The following is a 271-nucleotide window of genomic DNA, read 5'->3' on the forward strand; positions in this document are numbered from 1 at the left end:
GCACGTGACCGAGCCAGGGAACGCCCGTGTCTTTGAAAGTTGACGTCGATGCACCTGTCACTTCTCGACCTCGGCCAGCAGCGTCGTGATCTCGGATATTACCTTGTTAAGGTCCGTGTCGATTTCCTCTAGAGACCTGGGTGCGACGTACTTATAGAAGTGTCGAGTGAAGGGGATCTCGTACCCAATCTTGGTCTTGGCTTCGTCGATCCAGGCGTCGGGGACGTGCGGGAGGACCTCCCGTTCGAAATAGGCCTGAACTTCCTCCCGG

General features: G+C 56.8%; 1 pseudogene. It reads right to left on the reverse strand.

Annotated elements, in window-relative coordinates:
- Window positions 1–57: 57 nt before the first annotated feature.
- Window positions 58–271: pseudogene (locus tag SB724_RS20180) on the reverse strand (SAM-dependent DNA methyltransferase); the annotation flags it as partial.

The organism is Bacillus sp. SIMBA_031 (assembly GCF_046535225.1).
In the GTDB taxonomy this organism is placed as follows: Bacteria; Bacillota; Bacilli; order Bacillales; family Bacillaceae; genus Bacillus; species Bacillus velezensis.